The 18,266-nt window shown below is 67.3% G+C and carries 12 protein-coding genes; 6 read left to right on the top strand and 6 right to left on the bottom strand.

Going from position 1 to position 18,266, the window contains the following annotated elements:
- Positions 1 to 22: 22 nt before the first annotated feature.
- The 3 genes from AC3WSN_RS01065 to AC3WSN_RS01075 form a co-directional block, all read right to left on the bottom strand.
- Positions 23 to 1,240 (bottom strand): efflux RND transporter periplasmic adaptor subunit, encoded by a 1,218-nt coding sequence (locus tag AC3WSN_RS01065; RefSeq protein ID WP_492535750.1) that lies wholly within the window; start codon positions 1,238 to 1,240, stop codon positions 23 to 25.
- 12 nt (positions 1,241 to 1,252) lie between these two features.
- On the bottom strand, positions 1,253 to 4,423 hold the full coding sequence (locus tag AC3WSN_RS01070) for an efflux RND transporter permease subunit (protein WP_492535752.1): 3,171 nt from the start codon (positions 4,421 to 4,423) through the stop codon (positions 1,253 to 1,255).
- A 486-nt stretch (positions 4,424 to 4,909) separates the two neighbouring features.
- Positions 4,910 to 6,079, bottom strand: coding sequence for a glycosyltransferase (locus AC3WSN_RS01075; RefSeq protein WP_492535753.1), 1,170 nt, complete (start codon positions 6,077 to 6,079; stop codon positions 4,910 to 4,912).
- A 463-nt stretch (positions 6,080 to 6,542) separates the two neighbouring features.
- Between AC3WSN_RS01075 and AC3WSN_RS01080 the strand changes: the two genes are divergently transcribed.
- Both AC3WSN_RS01080 and AC3WSN_RS01085 read left to right on the top strand, forming a co-directional pair.
- Positions 6,543 to 7,601, top strand: a complete 1,059-nt coding sequence (locus AC3WSN_RS01080) for an SDR family oxidoreductase (RefSeq protein WP_492535755.1) — start codon at positions 6,543 to 6,545, stop codon at positions 7,599 to 7,601.
- 153 nt (positions 7,602 to 7,754) lie between these two features.
- Positions 7,755 to 8,474, top strand: a complete 720-nt coding sequence (locus tag AC3WSN_RS01085; RefSeq protein WP_192707004.1) for an HWE histidine kinase domain-containing protein — start codon at positions 7,755 to 7,757, stop codon at positions 8,472 to 8,474.
- 32 nt (positions 8,475 to 8,506) lie between these two features.
- On the opposite strand, the gene AC3WSN_RS01090 is transcribed toward AC3WSN_RS01085, so the two are convergent.
- Both AC3WSN_RS01090 and pucL read right to left on the bottom strand, forming a co-directional pair.
- Positions 8,507 to 9,991 carry a methyl-accepting chemotaxis protein gene (locus tag AC3WSN_RS01090; RefSeq protein ID WP_192707005.1) on the bottom strand — a complete coding sequence of 495 codons (1,485 nt, stop codon included), beginning with the start codon at positions 9,989 to 9,991 and terminating at the stop codon, positions 8,507 to 8,509.
- A gap of 529 nt (positions 9,992 to 10,520) precedes the next feature.
- Entirely contained in the window at positions 10,521 to 11,363 is an 843-nt protein-coding gene (gene pucL / locus AC3WSN_RS01095; protein WP_492535758.1) for a factor-independent urate hydroxylase, read from the bottom strand.
- 170 nt (positions 11,364 to 11,533) lie between these two features.
- On the opposite strand from pucL, the gene AC3WSN_RS01100 reads away from it, so the two are divergent.
- From AC3WSN_RS01100 to guaD, 4 genes are read left to right on the top strand one after another with little or no spacing between them, the layout of a single operon-like run.
- Entirely contained in the window at positions 11,534 to 12,367 is an 834-nt protein-coding gene (locus tag AC3WSN_RS01100; RefSeq protein ID WP_192707007.1) for an FAD binding domain-containing protein, read from the top strand.
- A complete protein-coding gene (locus tag AC3WSN_RS01105; RefSeq protein ID WP_492535760.1) occupies positions 12,358 to 15,102 on the top strand; it encodes a molybdopterin-dependent oxidoreductase in 2,745 nt (914 codons plus the stop codon). The genes AC3WSN_RS01100 and AC3WSN_RS01105 overlap by 10 nt, the downstream gene beginning before the upstream one ends.
- A complete protein-coding gene (locus AC3WSN_RS01110; protein ID WP_492535762.1) occupies positions 15,093 to 16,439 on the top strand; it encodes an NCS2 family permease in 1,347 nt (448 codons plus the stop codon). Before AC3WSN_RS01105 ends, AC3WSN_RS01110 begins: the two co-directional genes overlap by 10 nt.
- Complete coding sequence (gene guaD, locus AC3WSN_RS01115) at positions 16,439 to 17,809, top strand: guanine deaminase (RefSeq protein ID WP_492535764.1); 1,371 nt, start codon at positions 16,439 to 16,441, stop codon at positions 17,807 to 17,809. Before AC3WSN_RS01110 ends, guaD begins: the two co-directional genes overlap by 1 nt.
- On the opposite strand, the gene AC3WSN_RS01120 is transcribed toward guaD, so the two are convergent.
- Positions 17,785 to 18,231 (bottom strand): PTS sugar transporter subunit IIA, encoded by a 447-nt coding sequence (locus AC3WSN_RS01120; protein WP_492535766.1) that lies wholly within the window; start codon positions 18,229 to 18,231, stop codon positions 17,785 to 17,787. The two genes, guaD and AC3WSN_RS01120, sit on opposite strands and share 25 nt — an antisense overlap.
- Positions 18,232 to 18,266: the final 35 nt, after the last annotated feature.

Below are 18,266 nucleotides of genomic sequence, written 5' to 3' on the forward strand. Positions count from 1 at the left end.
GGCTCCTCTCAACGGCTGGGCTTCATTCCGCTGACGCGGTCCGCGGCAAGGCGGATTCACCGGCGATCTGGACTACGTCGCCGGAACTCAGGAATTCCTGCGGATTGTCGATCAGACGTTGTGCCAGCGTCACGCCGCTCTGGATCTCCACGTCGTTGCCGAGATTGCGGCCGAGCTTGACCGTTCGCAGGGCGACCCGATGATCGTCCTGCACTTCAGCCACCTGGGTGCCGTTCTTGGTGAAGAGCAGCGCCGTCGTGGGGATCCGCAGCGTGTCCGGGTTCGACGGGACGTGGAACTGCACCTCCACGAAGGCTCCCGGCCAGAGCGCGCCGTTGGGGTTGTCGGCCTGCAGCTCGACCAGACCCTTGCGTGAATCCTCCGCCACCGCGTTGGCCGTCGACGTCACCGCGGCGGAGAACGCGGCGTCCTGCCCGGGAACGTGCAGGGACGCCTTCAGTCCCGGCTTCATGACCGCCAGGAATCCTTGCGGCACGTTCACGTAGACGCGCATCCGGTGGATGTCCGAGACGCGGAACAGCGGCCGCCCCGACGTGCCGCCGGCGGTCAGGAGATCGCCGATATCGACGGCGCGTGCGGTGACGACGCCGTCGAAGGGCGCTTTGATCTGCTTGAACCGCGTCAGCTCCTCCAGGCGGCTCACGACGGCCTGTTGGACGACGAGGTTGGCCTTGGCGACGGACAGCGCCGCCGCCCGCGAGACCGCGGTGAAGCGGTCGGTATCGCCCCGCTCCTCGCTGGACCAGCCCTGCGTGACGAGGCGGGCGGTGCGCTTGTTGGTGGCGTCGCTGAGATCCGCGTTGGCCTGGGCCTGCTGGACGGCAGCCTGGAGCTGAACCAGCGTCGCCCGGGCCTCGGCGAGTTGCTGGTCGAGATCCGGCGCCGAGATGTCGGCCAGCACCTCGTCCTTGCGGACACGGGCGCCGATATCCTTGTGCCACGCCGTCACGTAGCCGCTGGCGCGGGCGTAGAGCGACCCCGTGTAATAGGCGTTCAGAGTGCCGGGCAGCGACAGTTCCTGATCGCGTGGGCCACGCTGGGCCTGGACCACCCGGACGGTCGGGACGGCCTGCCTCTCGGTCCAGGCTTCGACCTCCTGCATGCCCTTCGCGCGGTCGGCGATGCCGGTATAGGCCAGCGCCGCGGCGCCCGCCGCGACGCCGAGCAGGAGCACGACGACCTTGCGCTTGGAGGGCGTTGGCGTCTCGACGGGGTCCATGTGTGATCCAGCTCAGACGGACGGAGAGGGAAGAGCACCGGGGAGCGACGCAGCCGCCGGGCCGCGCGCGCGGCCATGCACCATGGCGAAGACGACGGGGACGAAGAACAGCGTCGCCGTGGTGGCAAAGAGCAGGCCACCGATCACGGCGCGGCCAAGCGGCGCGTTCTGCCCCGGCTCGATCGCCATCGGGAGCATGCCGATCACCATGGCGAGCGCTGTCATGATCACCGGCCGCAGCCGCGTCGCGCCCGCCGCCAGGGCGGCGTCGAGGGCGCTCAGGCCCTCTGCGAGCTGCTCCCGGGCGAAGCTAATCACCAGGATCGAGTTGGCGGTGGCGACACCCATGCACATGATCGCGCCGGTCAGCGCCGGGACGGAGACGTGCGTCTGCGTGACGAACAGCATCCAGACGATCCCGGCGAGCGCGGCCGGCAGCGCCATGATGATGACGAACGGATCAAGCCAGGATTGGAAGTTGATCACGATCAGCAGGTAGATGAGCACGATCGAGAAGCCGAGGCCGATCAGCAGCTGCTGGTAGGCGTTCGACATGGTGACGACCTGGCCGCGCACCGCCACGGTCGAGCCCTTGGGCAGGGCGCCCTTCGTCTCGTCGATGATCCTCTGGATATCCGCGGCCGTGCCGCCGAGGTCACGGCTCTGCGCGGCGGCGAGGATGTTGACCGTGCCCATGACGTTGTAGTGCGTCACCACCGCGCTCAGCGGCTCGGGCGAGATGGTCGAGAGGCCGCCGAGGAGCTGCTCCGAGCGGGCGGCCGTGATCGGCAGGTTGTTGAGGTCGCCGAGCGTGTCGATGGAATATTGCGGCGTCTGGACCGAGACCGGGTATGAGACGCCGTTGCGCGGGTCGAGCCAGTAGGTCGGCGCCGTCTGCGTGCTGCCCGAGAGGCTCGCCTGGACACTGGTGGCCGCGTCGCTTTCGGTCAGGCCGACGACGCCGGCCAGGGCGCGGTTGAAATCGACCCGGAGCGCCGGCCCTTTCGACTGCTCCTGGATCCGCGCATCGGCGACGCCGGCGACCCGCCGGATCCGCGACAGCAGCGTGTACGCGTAGGCACGGTTGCCCTCGATGTCGTGGCCGGCGATCTGCACGTCGAGGGCTGCGGGCGAGCCGAAGTTGAGGATCTGGCTGACGATGTCGGCCGGCAGGAACGAGAAGGTCACGCCGGGGAATTCCCGCGGCAGACGGCTGCGCAGGTCGCGGGTGATGGCGTCTGCGGGAACCTCACCTTCGGCCAGGGTCACCAGCATGTCCGCATCGAACGTGCCGATCGTGCCGCTGTTGCCGTACGAGATGTTGATGCCGCTGATCGGCAGGCCGATGTTGTTGACGACGCTGGTGACGCGCATGGGCGGCAGCAGCGCGCGGACACGGTTCTCGATCCGCCCGGTCAGCGCCGTCATCTCCTCGATGCGGGTGCCGGTCGGCGCGCGGACATGCATGCGCAGGGCGTCGGATTCGATCGACGGGAAGAAGTCCCGGCCGAGATAGGGCAACAGCCCGAAAGACAGGCCGACGACGAGCAGGAACCCGCCTGCGAACAGGCGCCGGTTCGCCAGCGCAAGCGCCAGCAGGCCGAGATAGCCCTGGCGCAGGCTCTCGAACCGCCGCTCGAAACCCCTCTGGAACCGTCCGAAGAAACCCGGCTCCGCGTGCGCCCCGTCCCCGTGGGCGTGCTCCTTGAGAAGGTAGCGCGCCAGGGTCGGCACCACCGTATAGGTCAGCGCGTAGGACGCGATCATCGCGAACACGACCGCCATGGCCAGCGGCCGGAACAGGAAGCCGGCCACCCCGCCGAGCGCCAGCAGCGGTGCGAAGGCGATGCAGATGCAGAACAGCGCGATGGTCGCCGGCGGCATGATCTCCTGCGCGCCGCGGGTGATCGCCGTGACGATGTCCTCGCCGAACTCCTCCATGTGCCGGTTGATGTTCTCGATCGTCACCGTCGCATCGTCGACCAGGATGCCCACCGCCAGCGCGAGGCCGCCCAGAGTCATGACGTTGATGGTCTGGCCCAGGACCGACAGGGCGATCAGCGAGCAGAGCACCGCCAGCGGGATCGATACGGTGATGATCAGGGTCGAGCGCCAGCTGCCGAGGAAGACCAGGATCATGAAACCGGTGAGCGCGGCGGCGATGAGGCCCTCGCGCACCACGGCTACTACCGACTCCTTCACGAAGCCCGACTGGTCGGCCACGTATTTCAGGTCGACGCCGGCGGGCAGGGTCGCCTGGATGGCCGGCAGCCGCGCCTTCACGCCGGCGATGATGTCGAGGGTCGAGGCGTTGCCGATCTTCAGGACCGACATCAGCACGCCCTTCTTGCCGTCGAGCTGGACGACGTTGGTCTGAGGCGGCGAGCCGTTATGAACATGGGCGACATCGCGCATGAACACCACGGCGCCGTTGACCACCTTAACCGGCAGGTCGTTGAACGCCTCGATGGTCTTGGGCGAGTCGTTCAGATCGATGATCCACTCGTAGCTGCCGATCTTCTGCGTGCCGACAGGGGTGATCAGGTTCTGCCGGGCGAGCGCCGCGCCGACATCGGCCGCCGACAGCCCGTGGGCGTGGAGCGCCGACTGGTCGAGGTCGATCTGCACCTGCCGCGCGGCACCGCCATAAGCGTAGGGAAGCTGCGCCCCCGGCACCGTGGCGAGCTGGGGCCGGATGAAGTTCATCGCGAGGTCGTTGAGGGCGGATTGCGAGAGCGTGTCGCTCGACAGGGCGAGCTGGATGATGGGCACGCTCGACGCGTTGTAGGCCAGCATCAGGGGCGGCGTGATGCCCGGCGGCAGCTGCTTCAACTGCGTCTGTGAGATGGCGGTGACCTGGGCCTGGGCCGCCGTGATGTCGACGCTGGGCTGAAAGTAGATCTTGATGATCCCGTAGCCCGGGACCGATTGCGATTCGATGTGTTCGATGTCGTTGACGGTGGTGGTCAGCGAGCGCTCGAAGACCGAGACGATGCGACCCGACATGTCCTCAGGCGGAAGGCCGGTATATTGCCAGACGACGCTGATGACCGGGATGCCGATGCTCGGGAAGATGTCGGTCGGCGTCCGGAAGATCGACAGGACCCCGAAGATCAGGATCAGGATCGACATCACGACGAAGGTGTAGGGGCGCAGAAGCGCAAGTCGGACAATTGCGGCCATCGTTGGAGACTTGTCCGCGTCACGATCTGGGGATGAAGCCGGGGCTTCGCTCACCTCCCGCATTCAGCATTTTGCATTCATCTGATCAATAGGGCAATTTGATGACCTGCCCAGCGTAATCCGGACAGAAACGTTCCGAGACAAATTTTCTATACTTTACCTATGCGGCGGTATTATAACCCCGCACGATATTACATGATCGAATTGGCTGATGCACCATAGCACATGTGGCTATCCGTGCTACAAGCTTGTATAAAGCAGCGACTTACGCGATGGACGGATCTGTTTTCGTCGGCCTCAGCGCTCAGCGATCGTGGTGTGTTCGGGAGATGCCGTTGTCCTGACATACGCGGCCAATCCCGATGGCAGAGACGCGCCGCAAACCGTGGCGCGTCACACTGCTTGGCACCAGAGGACGGGCGACCGCCTCGGATCGGCATGGTCGACACGCGATCCCTGGTAGCCGGACCGGACCGCAAGATGCGTTCACGCTGCGGCAAATTCCCAGCATGGCCAGAACTCGGCGCTATAGGGCGATTGCTGACACCCCCAGGCGGGGTCGACCATCTTGGCCAAGGCCTCGCGCGCAAGTCCGGCAATCCGCGTCCGGACGTCCGGCGGGATGTTCGCCTGATCAAGGATGTCCAGGCAGGTGGAGAAGCAGGCGCGGTATTGCCCCGTATTGAATGCACTCACCGCGTACTCATCGCGCAAGCCATACGAATAGATCCAGTTCTGCAAAAACAAGGCCTCGCTGGGCGCCTTCAGGTGCAGGGCCTCCTGCGCGTAGAAGAAGGCGTGGGCGTGCTGACCACGCTGCCGAAAGAAACGACTTGCGCCGTGACGAGCTTCAGCCCGCTCCGGGCAGATCGAGATCGCTCGGTCGAAGAGCACCCGGATCTCATCCTCGGGGTCCTTTAAAAAATCCTTCAAATATGCAGCACTGAGTAGACTTATATAGACTTCTTCGTGCCAAAAACCCAATTCTGACCGCTTAAGATAATGCTTAATGGCTTTGCGGGGCTCGTCGCTGTCGCGATAGCTCTGCGCGAGGTAGAAGGTGTACCGGGCGATCAGGAAGAGATCTTTCTCGTTGACGAGCGCCTTCTCAAGGATCTCAGCGTCCCGCCGATACGTTGACGCATCGCGATGGCGCGCGCCGTCATTGCCGCGCCGCATCACCAAGGACATCGGCTTCGTCCAATAGTTGTCCTCGCTATCTAGAAACTCATGCAGCACGCCGCGATAGCACCAGGTCAGAGCGCTGCTGACCAATTGAATGCGCGCGTACTCCGTGAAGCGGTCCAAAATCGTGAAGGTGTACCCGGGAACATCGAGCTTCGGGACCGTATAGCCGGCCGGGATCACCAGTTCGTCATCGGCGTCGATGATCAGCGAGTAGGTGCCATGAGGGCGCGCCAAGGCGAGCGCTTCGCTCCTGTTATGGGCGAAATCGACCCAGGGTCGCTCCACTAGCCTGCCCGGCAGATCTGCCATGGCCGAGCGGATCACATCCTGCGTCCCATCGGTCGAACCCGTATCCACGATCATCCAATGATCAATGATCGGCCGGACGGAATCGAGGCAACGCCGTATGCAATGCGCCTCATTCTTGACGATCATGGAAAGACAGATTGTTTGACCGGACGTATTCATGGCGATACGCTCCTAAAGCAAAGATCCGCAAATGCTACCGGCACGCCCGAACTGCGCCATTAAGCCAAAATCGTCTCTCTCGCAAAGGAGTCATTGTTCAATTATTACAGCAATAAGGATTGATATGTCCGCTCAATGACGTTATTGTATTAGATGTTCGCGATTAAATCGCTTTCTGTAAAGTTAAGGAGAGAATGCAAAACTATATATCGACTTAAATTGTTTAAGGTTGTCGCCTCACGTCTCGAGCGTGCTTGGTTAGGAATCCGTCACCGCTAACGGGACAGTCTGAGCTTCCAGGTCTGCCTTACGCCGAGCCGGTTCAGAGCAGCGGCAGGTACCGTCGCGGCGAACGGCCTGCGGTCCCGCCGGTTCATCGCACGGGGCGCTGTTCCTCGGACAGCAATCCGATCCGGCGCAGGGGCGATCACGCGGCTCGCGTACCATGATTGAGGAGAGTGAAGTGACGACGGAGAAATCTGGGACAGCTTTGATCGCGGGCGCCAACGGCATCATCGGAAAAGCGCTGATGGAAGAACTCGGCGCCCGCTCCGATTGGACGGCCCGCGCGCTGTCGCGACACCCGCACCCGACAGTTGGTGCCATCGCGGCGGATCTCACCGATGCCGGCGCGACCCGCACGGCCCTTGCGGCGGCCGGCGACACCACGCATCTCTTCTACGCCGCCCTGGCGCCTCAGCCGAACTTGGCCGAGGAAGACCGGGTCAACGGGGCGATGCTGCGCAATCTGCTCGACGGATTAGCGGCCGTGAATGCACCGTTGCGGCGCGTCGTCTTGTATCAGGGGGCGAAGGTCTACGGAGTCCATCTCGGACCAGTGCCATCGCCCTTCTACGAGGACGACAATCCGCGTCATATCGGCCCGAACTTCTACTTCACGCAGGAAGACGAGCTGCGGGCCCGTGCGACACGTGGCGGTTCGAGCTGGTCCATCCTGCGCCCGGACGTGGTGATCGGCGACGCGGCCGGCAACGCCATGAACATCGCCATGGTGATCGGCGCCTACGCGGCCCTGTGCCGGGCGGAAGGCGCGGCCTTCCGCTTTCCCGGTCCGGCCCATGTCTACGAGGGTGTCTTCGCGCAGGTCACGGATGCCCATGCCTTGGCGCGGGCCAGCCTCTGGGCAGCGACCGCGGAATCCGCACGCGATCAGGCCTTCAACTTCGTGCACGAGCCCTTCCGCTGGCGGCGCCTCTGGGAGAAGCTCGCCGCAGCGCTGGATCTGCCCCTCGGACCGCCGGTACCGATGCGCCTGGCGGTCCATATGGCCGACAAGGCGCCGGTCTGGAATCGGCTCGTCGCCGAGCAGGACCTGAGCACCATGCCCTACGAGCGCGCCGTCGGCTGGGGCTTCGGCGACTTCGTGTTTCACAGCGCCTTCGATCTCGTCTCCGACATGGGCAAGATCAGGCGGGCCGGCTTCGACGAGAGCGTGGACAGCGCCGCAGCCCTGCTGTCGGCAATCGGGCGCCTCCAGGCGGCGCGGGTTCTGCCGCGCTGACGCACCGTCGCCGGAAAACGGGACGGGTCATCGGGCCGCACCGTAATCGATGCAGTTGACCGGCCCCGATCAAGGCGTGAAGCTCGCGTGAGCAATGCGCCCATTGTTTGAGCCGAACGCATCCTCGTGGCTCTTCGCGCGGAGAAGGCCAGAATGGCAGAGGGATCCGATATCGCGGCGCGCATGGTGCGGCTCGAGGCGGACAACACGCGGTTGCGCCGCCTGTTGGATGAGGCGGGTGCACCGGACGGGCTCCGCCACGGCCTGCGCGACACGATGGCGATGCTTCGGGCAGTCCTGCGCCTGTCGGCCGAGACCGCAGACAGCGTCGAGAATTACGCGACCCATCTCGAGGGCCGGCTCGACGCCATCGCGCGCGTCCGGGTCACCGCCGACACCTTCGGCGAGGTCAACCTGCACACCCTGATGTCAGATGAGCTGATGATCCATCTCATCCGCGAGGGCGAGCAGGCGGCGCTCGACGGGCCGGCGGTCCGGCTCAGGCCGAAGGCTGCGCAGCTGGTGGCGCTCGCGGTCCACGAACTCTGCAGCAACGCCGTCGAGCATGGCGCCTTCGGCCTCGCGGAGGGTGAGGTCGAGGTCCGCTGGTCCATCGACGGCGTCGGCGCGACATCCGGCGGGGAGCTGACGCTCGTATGGAAGGAGACGGGCGGCGCGGGGATCGGGCCGCCGGCACGGCAGGGCTTCGGGATGCAGGTCCTGACCGAGATGCTGAGCTATGAGTTGGGCGCCAAGGTCGATCTCGCCTTCGAAGCCGATGGCCTACGGTGCACCGTGCGGTTCCCGCTGACACCACGGGTCGGACGCGTGGTGGACGAGACCGACTTCGAGGAGAACGGCGAGCCGGGCTGAGACGGCCGGCGCGCCGTCCACGCGCGGCATTCTCAGCCGATCGCCCGCGAGGCTTCCCGGACCTGACGCGTCGCCCGGTCGACCCGAACGCTCGCCTCGGCGATCGTGTCCATGCCGGATGCGATCGTCGATACGCCGTGCGACGCCGTCTGCATGCTGCCGGACATCTCACGCGTTACCGCGGATTGCTCCTCCACGGCCGCCGCAATGGTCGACGAGACCTCGTTCAACGTGCGGATCGTGCCCTGGATGACGCCGATCGCGTCCACGGCCTCGCGGGTCGCCGACTGGGTGGAGGCAATCTGGCTGCGGATCTGATCCGTCGCCCGGCCCGTCTGCTCAGCGAGGGTCTTCACCTCACTGGCCACGACCGCGAAACCGCGGCCGGCCTCACCGGCGCGGGCCGCCTCGATTGTGGCGTTGAGCGCCAGCAGGTTGGTCTGGGCGGCGATGCCAGAGATCAGGCCGACCACATCGCCGATCTGGGTCGCCTGCTCGCTCAGCCCCGCTACGATCCGTCCCGTGTGCTGCGCCTGATCGACCGCCTGTCCGGCGATCTCCGCCGCGTGGCTGACCTGCTGGCTGATCTCCCCGACGGAGACGGACAACTGCTCGGCACCCGAGGTGACCGACCGGATCTCGTTCGAGACACGCCCGACCGTCTCGGCGGCGTGATTTGTCTGCCGCGTCACATCCTCGACGGCGCGACCGATCGCGTCGAGATCGTCGCCGATCGCGCGCTGCGCTTCGGCCCGGCGCTGCCGCTCGTGGACCTGCGCGGTGATGTCGGTGGCGAACTTGACGACCCGCACGGGCCGGCCGTCCGCGTCGGTGATCGGGTTGTAGGTGGCCTGGATCCAGATCTCTCGACCGCCTTTGCCGGTGCGCCTGAACGCGCCGGATTGGAATTCCCCGCGGGCGAGCGCGGCCCAGAAGGCGCGATAGGCTTCGCCCGCTCGCTCGGCCTCGCCGACGAACAGGCTGTGATGGCGGCCGACGATCTCTTCCAGGCGGTAGCCCACGGCATCGAGGAAATTCTGATTGGCGCTCAGGATCGTTCCGTCGAGCGCGAAGGCGATCACCGCCTGCGAGCGGTGGAGCGCCATGATCTGGCCTTCGAGATCGAGGGAGCGAAGCTTATGCGCGGTGATGTCGGTGGCGAACTTGACGATCTTGACCGGCTTGCCCGCGGCATCGAGCACGGGATTGTAGGTGGCCTGGATCCAGACCTCACGGCCCCCCTTGGCGATCCGCTTGTACTCGGCGGTCTGGAACTCGCCGCGCCGCAGACCCTCCCAGAATGCGCGGTAGGCCGCGCTCTCGCGCTGCGCGGGTTCGACGAACAGGCTGTGATGACGGCCGCGGATCTCATCGAGGGTGTAGCCCATCGCGGCGAGGAAATTCGCGTTGGCGTCCAGGATGGTTCCGTCGAGCGCGAATTCGATTGTGGCGAGCGACCGGCTCAAGGCGGCCAGCTTGGCATACTGATCCCGGCGGCCTTTGAGGCGCTCGAACATGATGGTCTCCCTGTGCGCAACCCGCTGGTGCGACGAAAGCGCACCTTGACGGTTGCGGCATGATTGTAAGCCGCTCGAAAAAAGCTATCTATGTTAGCAAGTTCGATATCAGCTTTACTGAAACTCTTCTTGAGTTCGATCTACGGCGATTTTCTTGCCTAAGTGTTAAAGCGACTCTCGACTATCTTGATTTTAGTAATTCCGCCCGCTTGCCCAGAAATCAACGTGACCAATCCGTCACTCATCCAGCGATTGCATTATCTTATCTTAGGTTGGTCCCACCCACTACCTCGGGTTGGTGGTGGACGGACGCGCTACGTGTGGGTTGAGGAAACCAGTACCGCCCCCCAAAATAGGTCGCCACTTTATAGTTTTTCGCCCATATCCAGCGTATGAAATTAGTAAATTTGACAATCGATGTGTTGCTTGCCTCTCCGATAGTGCACCAAAGATAGCAGAGATAGATTGAGTCGAATGACGGATTGTATGCCGATCAATTATTTGTGTGCTCGAAGTAACGCATCGGTGATCAACCGTCGCGGCTGACCGTCGCCTCGATCCGCCCATAGGGTTGGTCGGTCGGCAGGAAAACGGTACCGGGATTGTCCAGGCTGAAGGCTGTCAGGTCGATGGGAATGTAGTGCTTGTTCGGCATCACGAAGGTGATCTCGCTGATGTCTTGCACGGCTGCGAGCGCGGCCTCGCCCATCCTGTACATACTGTCCTGCACGCCGCGACTGTAAGTAGTACCGAAGACGGCCAGCAGCGTCGCGAGGATCCGTGCATTCGCGGTTTCGCACGCGGCGGGCACGGTCGCCCACGTCCAAGTCGCGTCCATGCTGGTGGCCGCGATGCGGTCGGTGGTGTCCGGCAACGTTCGGTACTGGTCGTCGACGAAGCCGGCCCAGCCCGACTGCGTGGTCTTCATGAAGGTGTAGCCGTGCAGGCCGGAACGCAGGGTCGATCCGGCCCGGTCGGTCTTGAGCGCGACGAAGCCGACGCCGTTCCCGTCCCGCGTGAAGGTATGGCCGTGCGGTTGACCGTCGATGCTGTGGCGCAGCCAGCGCGTTTCCTCGGCCTCGATCGCGACCGTCTCGATTTGCGGGTAGGTGTCGAGCAGAACCCGCGCGACGGCGGCCACGAACGCCTCCTTGTCGAGGGCAAGATTCCGGGCCGCCGTGACGTTGACGATGTTCTTGATGCTGTCGGTGGCGATGCAGGCGCGGTTGTCGCCCTCGGTCCAGGCGGCATCGAATCGGCCGGTCAGCATCACCGAGAGCGTCAGCTCGCGCGGCGTATGGTGGTCACCGTCGCGGGTGAGACGCATCACCCGGACCTGTTCCTTGCCGTAGCGCGACGCGATCAGGGGCATAGGCAGTCTCCGGCGGAGGCGGTGGGCGCCGTCTAGCTTAGGGCGGGAGTGAGCGCGGGTCCAAAATCCATGCGCTCGCATATAGGTCTGGGATGACTTGACCGCGGCGGCGCAGCGGCAGCCATATTGCGAGGCTGAAGCTCTCCGGTCGCCCGGCAGACGAGAGAGGAATGGACCTCAACACCATCGAGACGGTTCTCCGACCGCGCAGCCGGTCCGACTTGCCCGCGTGGCGGGCCGGCGACGCGTGCCTCGCGGGCGGGACGTGGCTGTTCTCCGAGCCGCAGGATGAAACGCGGCGCCTCGTTGACCTCGCGAGCCTCGCGTGGCCGCCGCACGCGATCGACGCGGACGGTCTGGTTCTCGCCGCAACCTGCACCTTCGCGCAGCTCGACCGCCTGGACCTGCCGCCGGCCTGGATCGCGGCACCGCTCGTGGGGCAATGCTGCCGCGCCCTGCTCGGCTCGTTCAAAATCTGGAACACCGCCACTGTCGGCGGCAATCTTTGCCTCGCGCTGCCGGCAGGGCCCATGATCGCGCTCGCCACCGCGCTGGAGGCGACCTGCGCGATCTGGTCCGCGGATGGAGGCGCGCGGCACGTGCCCGTCGAGGACTTCATCCTCGGTGCCCAGCGCAATGCCCTGAATCCGGGCGAGATCCTGCGCAGCCTGTCGATGCCGGCCGCCGCCCTGATGCGCAGGACCGCGTTCCGGCGGATCAGCCTCAGCCCGAACGGGCGGTCGGGGGCTCTGCTGATCGGGACACGGGATCCGGCCGGCGGCTTCGCGCTTACCGTCACCGCCTCCGTCCGGCGCCCGGTACGTCTCGTCTTCGCCGGACTGCCCGAGCGCGCGGAGGTCGAGACCGCTCTCGAGCAGGCGATCCCCGACGCTCTCTACCATGACGATGTCCACGGACGGCCGGACTGGCGCCGCCACGTCACCCGGCACCTCGCCGGCGAGATCCGCGACGCGCTCGCGGCGGACGCTGGCCGATGCGGCTGACCGTCAACGGCCTCGCGCAGGAGCGCGAGCCCCGCCCGGGGCAATGCCTGCGCACGTATCTCCGCGAGGCGGGCTGGTTCGGCGTGAAGAAGGGCTGCGACGCGGGCGATTGCGGCGCCTGCACCGTCCATCTCAATGGCGAGCCGGTCCATAGCTGTCTGATCCCCGCCTTCCGCGCCGAGGAGCGGAGCGTAACGACGATCGAGGGCCTCGCGGGTCCTTGCCGTCCGGAGGAGACCGAGCCGACATCGTTCCATCCGATGCAGGCGGCCTTCCTTGCGGCGCAGGGCTTCCAGTGCGGGTTCTGCACCCCGGGCATGATCATGACGGCTGCGGCCCTGGATCAGGGCCAGAGGCAGGATCTCGGCACCGCCCTCAAGGGCAACCTCTGCCGCTGCACCGGCTACCGCGCCATCCGCGACGCCATTGCGGGCGCCGCGCACGCGGTGGCAGCGGGGTCCGACCCCGATCCGGTCGGCCGGAACGTGGCCGCGCCGGCCGCGCCGCTCGTGGTGGCCGGGAGGGCCGGCTTCACACTCGACGGGCCGCCGACCGATGCGCTGCATCTGAAAGTCCTGCGCTCGCCGCACGCCCATGCCCGCATCGTGGCCATCGACGACGCGGCGGCGCGCGCCGTCCCGGGCGTGATCGCGGTGCTGACCCATACGGACGCGCCGGCGGGCCGGTTCTCCACCGGCCGCCACGAGGATCCGCGGGACGACGCAGCAGATACCCGCGTCCTCGATTCGATTCTGCGTTTCGTCGGGCAGCGGGTCGCGGCCGTGGTCGCCGAGACCGAGGCTGCTGCGGAAGCCGGCTGCCGGGCACTGCGCGTGACCTACGAGGTCCGCCCGGCGCTCATCGACCCCGATCGCGCCCTCGCGCCCGACGCGCCGCGGGTCCACGATCCACGCGACCGGCCGGGCGAGGACGCCGCGCCGCACGGGCTTCACCCGAACCTCGCCGCGGAGGTGCACGGCGAGGTCGGCGATGTGGAGGCGGCCTTCGCCGCGGCCGATTTCGTCTACGCGGACACGTTCCATTCGCAGCGCCTGCAGCACGCGGCCCTTGAGACGCATGGCTGCCTGGGCTGGCGTGCCGAGGACGGCCGCCTGACGCTCCGGACGAGCACACAGGTCCCGTTCCTGACCCGCGACGCCCTCTGCGACCTGTTCGGCCTTGAGCGGGACGCGGTGCGCGTCCTCTGCGGCCGGGTCGGCGGCGGCTTCGGCGGCAAGCAGGAGATGCTCACCGAGGATCTCGTCACGCTGGCGGTCCTGCGGACCGGCCGTCCGGTGCGCTGGGAGCTGACCCGCCAGGAGCAGTTCACCGCGACCACGACCCGCCACCCAATGCGCGTGGCCGTGAAGATCGGCGCCCGCCGGGACGGGACACTCACGGCGATCAGCCTCGACGTACTGTCCGACACGGGGGCCTACGGCAATCACGCGGGCGGCGTGATCCACCACGGCTGCAACGAGGTTCTGGCTGCCTACGCCTGCCCGAACAAGCGGGTCGATGGCTACGCGGTCTACACCCATACGCTGCCATCCGGCGCTTTTCGGGGCTACGGCCTCAGCCAGACGATCTTCGCCCTCGAATCCGCGCTGGACGAGGTCGCCCGCGGACTCGGGATCGATCCGTTCGCCCTGCGCCGGATCAATGCCGTGAAGACCGGCGACGCCATGGTCTCGAACAGTCTGGAGCCGCACGACGTGGTGTTCGGCAGCTACGGCCTCGACCAGTGCCTGACCCTGGTCGAGGACGCCCTGCGGGCCGATCCCGGGCCGGAGCCGGAGTCCGGGTGGCTCAGCGGGACCGGCATGGCGATGGCGATGATCGACACGATCCCGCCCCGCGGCCATCACGCCGACGCGCGGGTCAGCCTCGACGCTGACGGGCACTACACCGTCCGGGTCGGCACGGCCGAATTCGGCAACGGCACCAGCACGGTGCACCGGCAGATCGCGGCCTCGGCTCTGAACGTCGCCCCGGAGCGCGTGCGCGTCGCCGGCGCGGACACCGATGCGGTCGGCCACGATACCGGTGCCTATGGCAGCACCGGCACGGTGGTGGCGGGCCTCGCGACGCTCCGTGCCGCCGAGGCGCTCGCGGCGCGGATCCGGACGCGGGCCGCGGACATGTTGGGTACGGCCCCGGAGACCTGCCGCCTCACCGGCGAGACCGTGGTCACAGCGAACGGATCGCTCCGGCTCGCGGCCCTCGGCCCGCTCGACGCGCCGGGCCGCGCGGACGGCACACCGCGCTCGGTGTCGTTCAACGTTCAGGGCTTCCGTGTCGCCGTCCACCCGGTCAGCGGCGAAGTCCGGATCCTGAGGAGCGTCCACGCCGCCGATGCCGGCCGCGTCATCAATCCGATGCAGTGCCGCGGCCAGGTCGAGGGCGGCGTCGCGCAGGCGATTGGCGCGGCGCTCTACGAGGATGTCCGGATCGATGCGGCGGGGCAGGTCGTGACACAGGCGTTCCGCGACTACCACATCCCGGCCTGCGCCGACGTGCCGGACACCGAGGTGCTGTTCGCCGAAACCCATGACAGCGTCGGCCCGTTCGGTGCCAAGTCGATGAGTGAATCGCCCTTCAATCCCGTCGCAGCGGCGCTCGGCAACGCCATCCGCGACGCGACCGGCATCCGGCTCACCGCCACGCCCTTCGCGGCCGACAGGATCTACTGGGCCGTGGCGGCCGGACGGAGCGGGGATCAGGAATGGACCTGAAGCGCGACGTGGCCCCGCCGGCCGTAGGCGCTTCCGGATTCCTCGAGCGCACCTTCCGGCTCGCCGAGCACGGCACAAGCGTGCGCACCGAGCTGCTCGCCGGCCTGACCACCTTCCTGACGATGGCCTACATCGTCTTCATCAATCCGAGCATCCTGGCGGATGCCGGCATGCCCCGAGGCGCGGTCTTCGTGGCCACCTGCCTGGTGGCGGCGCTCGGCTCGATGATCATGGCGCTGTACGCCAATTATCCGATCGCCCTCGCGCCGGGGATGGGGCTCAACGCCTACTTCACCTACGTCGTGGTCCAGGGCCTGGGCTTCTCGTGGCAGGCGGCACTGGGGGCGGTGTTCATCTCCGGCCTGTGCTTCCTGGTCGTCACGCTCACCGGCCTGCGAGCGCTCATCGTCGACGGGATCCCGCCGTCGATGCGCATCGCCATCACGGTGGGGATCGGCCTGTTCCTGGCGATCATCGCGCTCAAGAACGCCGGCCTCGTCGCGGCGAGCCCGGCGACTTTCGTCACCCTGGGCGACCTGCACAAGCCCGAGGCCATTCTGGCGGTCATCGGCTTCCTGATGGTCGCCGTACTGTCCGCCCGGAAGGTGCGGGCGGCGCTGCTCTCCAGCATCCTCACCGTGACGGTGCTGAGCTTCGTCTTCGCGGGCAACACCTTCCAGGGCATCGTCTCGCTGCCGCCCTCACTCGCCCCGACGCTGTTCGCCCTGGACATCACGGGTGCCCTTTCGGCAGGGCTGCTCAACGTGATCCTGGTGCTGTTCCTCGTCGAGCTGTTCGACGCCACCGGCACCCTGATGGGCGTGGCGGGCCGCGCCGGGCTGCTGACCGCGGGCCGGATGCGCCGCCTCGACCGGGCGCTGATGGCCGATTCCGCCGCGGTCTTCGCGGGCTCGCTGCTCGGCACGTCGAGCACCACCGCCTACCTGGAGAGCGCCTCAGGGGTGGAGGAGGGCGGCCGCACCGGCCTGACCGCCGCGACGGTGGCGGTGCTGTTCCTGGCCTGCCTGTTCTTCGCCCCGCTGGCCGCCGCTGTCCCGCCCTACGCCACGGCGCCGGCCCTGTTCTACGTGGCCTGCCTGATGCTGCGCGAGCTGGTGGAGCTCGACTGGGACGATCTCACCGAGGTCGTGCCGGCCTGCGTGACCGCGCTGCTGATGCCCTTCACCTACTCGATCGCCACCGGCGTCTCGTGCGGCTTCATCACCTACGCAGCGCTCAAGCTCCTCGCCGGTCGCGCCCGGGACGTGAAGCCGATCGTCTGGGTGATCGCGGCCGTGTTCCTGTTCAAGTTCGTCGAGACCGGCGGGGCCCATTGATGGCCGGTGCCGCCTCCGCCGGACCAGCCCGGTCCGCGGCTTTGCGGGGACGCGCCGCGAGCCTCACCGGAAACCCGTTCCGGGCCGAGGGCTGCCTGCATCACGTCGAGGACGCGCTGATCCTGATCGAGGACGGCCGGATCGCGGCGTTCGGCCCCTACGCCGACACGATCGGCCGCGTGCCCGAGGGCGTGCCGGTGACGGAATATGCGAACGCCCTGATCCTGCCGGGCCTGATCGACACGCACGTCCACTATCCGCAGCTTCAGATGATCGCGTCATACGGCGAGCAGCTGCTGGCCTGGCTCGACAAGTACACCTTCCCGGCCGAGCTGGAATTCGCCGATCAGGCCCATGCCGAGCGGGTCGCCATGCTGTTCTTCCGCGAGATCCTAAGCGCCGGCACCACCACGGCGGCGGTCTACTGCACGGTCCACCCCGGCTCGGTGGAGGCGTTCTTCGCGGAATCCGAGCGCTTCAACACCCGGATGGTCGCCGGCAAGGTGCTGATGGACCGCAACGCCCCCGCGGCCCTGCTCGACACGGCCCAGCGCAGCTACGACGAGAGCCGGGCCCTGATCGCGCGCTGGCACGGGCGCGGCCGCCAGCTCTACGCCGTGACGCCGCGGTTCGCCCCCTCCTGCACGCAGGCGCAGCTCGACGCCGCCGGCGCGCTGCTCGCCGAGCATGATGGGCTCTTCCTGCAGACCCACCTGTGCGAGACCACCGACGAGGTCGCCTGGGTGATGGACCTGTTCCCCGATCGGGCGAGCTACCTCGACGTCTACGCCCGAGCGGGACTGGTCGGGCCACGCTCGGTCTTCGGCCACGCGATCCATGTGAGCGAGGACGATCTTTGCACCTGTCACCAGGCGGGGGCGGCGCTCGCCCATTGCCCGACCTCGAACGGCTTCCTCGGCAGCGGCCTGTTCCGCCTGTTCGACGCGCAGGATCCGCGGCGGCCGGTGCGGGTCGGCCTCGGCACGGATGTCGGAGCCGGCACGACCCTGTCGCTGCTGAAGACGCTGGGCGACGCCTACAAGGTCGCCGCCCTGCAGGGGACCAAGCTCGACGCGCTGCGGGCCTTCTGGCTCGCCACCTTGGGCGGGGCGGAGGCCCTGCGCCTCGACGACCGGATCGGCCGCATCGCCCCGGGCTACGAGGCCGACCTCTGCGTCCTGGACCTCGGCGCGACCCCGCTCCTCGGCTTCCGCACCGGGACCTGCCGGGACATCGAGGAGCTGCTCTTCGTCCTGATGATCCTCGGCGACCACCGCACCGTGCGGGCGACCTGGGTGGCCGGCGAATGCGTCTACGACAACCGGCGCACCGGCGATCCGCTGCGCTACCCGCCGGTCACCGCCGCGTAGAGGGCCGCCGCGTCCCTGGCGCCGCGCAGCGCCGCCGCGGTCTCGGGATCGCGCAGACGCCGCGCCACGCAGGCGAGGGCGTTGAGCGGCTCGTGCCGGTCGGGCACGGGCAGGAGCAGCAGGAAGACAAGATCGACCCGGTTGTCGTCGACCGCCTCGAAATCGATCGGCTCGCGCAGGCGGGCGAGGATCCCGTACGGCCGGGACACGGCCTCGAGCCGGGCATGCGGCAGCGCGATGCCGTCGCCGATCCCGGTCGAGCCCAGATTCTCACGCCGGGCGAGCGCCGGAAGGATCGCGTCCAGGCCGATGCCGAGGGCCGTCGCGGCGCGCCGGGCCAGGTCTTCGAGCAACGCGTTCTTGGTGGCGGCGCGCAGGCCGACGAGTACGTCGGACGGCGCGAGGAGTTCGTCGACCGTCATCGCGCGGGGCAGCCGGTGCTCAGAAGCTTCATCCG

This window comes from Methylobacterium sp. FW102-HT35C08, from assembly GCF_058790235.1.

What these genes read in the sequence shown, in the direction of transcription:
- AC3WSN_RS01075 (WP_492535753.1), bottom strand. Translation starts at nt 6,079, where the DNA reads ATGAATACGTCCGGTCAAACAATCTGTCTTTCCATGATCGTCAAGAAT.
- AC3WSN_RS01105 (WP_492535760.1), top strand. Translation starts at nt 12,358, where the DNA reads ATGCGGCTGACCGTCAACGGCCTCGCGCAGGAGCGCGAGCCCCGCCCG.
- AC3WSN_RS01070 (WP_492535752.1), bottom strand. Translation starts at nt 4,423, where the DNA reads ATGGCCGCAATTGTCCGACTTGCGCTTCTGCGCCCCTACACCTTCGTC.
- AC3WSN_RS01090 (WP_192707005.1), bottom strand. Translation starts at nt 9,991, where the DNA reads ATGTTCGAGCGCCTCAAAGGCCGCCGGGATCAGTATGCCAAGCTGGCC.
- AC3WSN_RS01065 (WP_492535750.1), bottom strand. Translation starts at nt 1,240, where the DNA reads ATGGACCCCGTCGAGACGCCAACGCCCTCCAAGCGCAAGGTCGTCGTG.
- AC3WSN_RS01085 (WP_192707004.1), top strand. Translation starts at nt 7,755, where the DNA reads ATGGCAGAGGGATCCGATATCGCGGCGCGCATGGTGCGGCTCGAGGCG.
- AC3WSN_RS01110 (WP_492535762.1), top strand. Translation starts at nt 15,093, where the DNA reads ATGGACCTGAAGCGCGACGTGGCCCCGCCGGCCGTAGGCGCTTCCGGA.
- AC3WSN_RS01100 (WP_192707007.1), top strand. Translation starts at nt 11,534, where the DNA reads ATGGACCTCAACACCATCGAGACGGTTCTCCGACCGCGCAGCCGGTCC.
- pucL (WP_492535758.1), bottom strand. Translation starts at nt 11,363, where the DNA reads ATGCCCCTGATCGCGTCGCGCTACGGCAAGGAACAGGTCCGGGTGATG.
- AC3WSN_RS01120 (WP_492535766.1), bottom strand. Translation starts at nt 18,231, where the DNA reads ATGACGGTCGACGAACTCCTCGCGCCGTCCGACGTACTCGTCGGCCTG.
- guaD (WP_492535764.1), top strand. Translation starts at nt 16,439, where the DNA reads ATGGCCGGTGCCGCCTCCGCCGGACCAGCCCGGTCCGCGGCTTTGCGG.